General features: G+C 59.4%; 1 pseudogene. It reads left to right on the top strand.

The annotated features are described in order from the left end of the window. Positions 1-342, top strand: a pseudogene (locus tag AC0QKW_RS05015) (photosystem II q(b) protein); the annotation flags it as partial.

Raw genomic sequence — 342 nt, 5'->3', positions numbered from 1 at the left:
TGTTGATGATCCCCACCCTGCTCGCTGCTACCGCTTGCTTCGTCGTAGCGTTCATCGCTGCACCTCCCGTCGACATCGACGGCATCCGTGAGCCCGTCGCTGGCTCTTTGATGTACGGCAACAACATCATCTCCGGTGCGGTTGTGCCTTCCTCCAACGCCATTGGCCTGCACTTCTACCCCATCTGGGAAGCCGCTTCCCTCGATGAGTGGCTGTACAACGGTGGCCCCTACCAGTTGGTAATCTTCCACTTCCTCATCGGCGTCTTCTGCTACATGGGTCGTGAGTGGGAACTGAGCTACCGCCTGGGCATGCGCCCCTGGATCTGCGTTGCTTACAGCG

The sequence above is a fragment of the Pseudanabaena sp. PCC 9330 genome (genome assembly GCF_055795045.1).
This window is presented reverse-complemented; position numbering and strand designations above follow the sequence as displayed.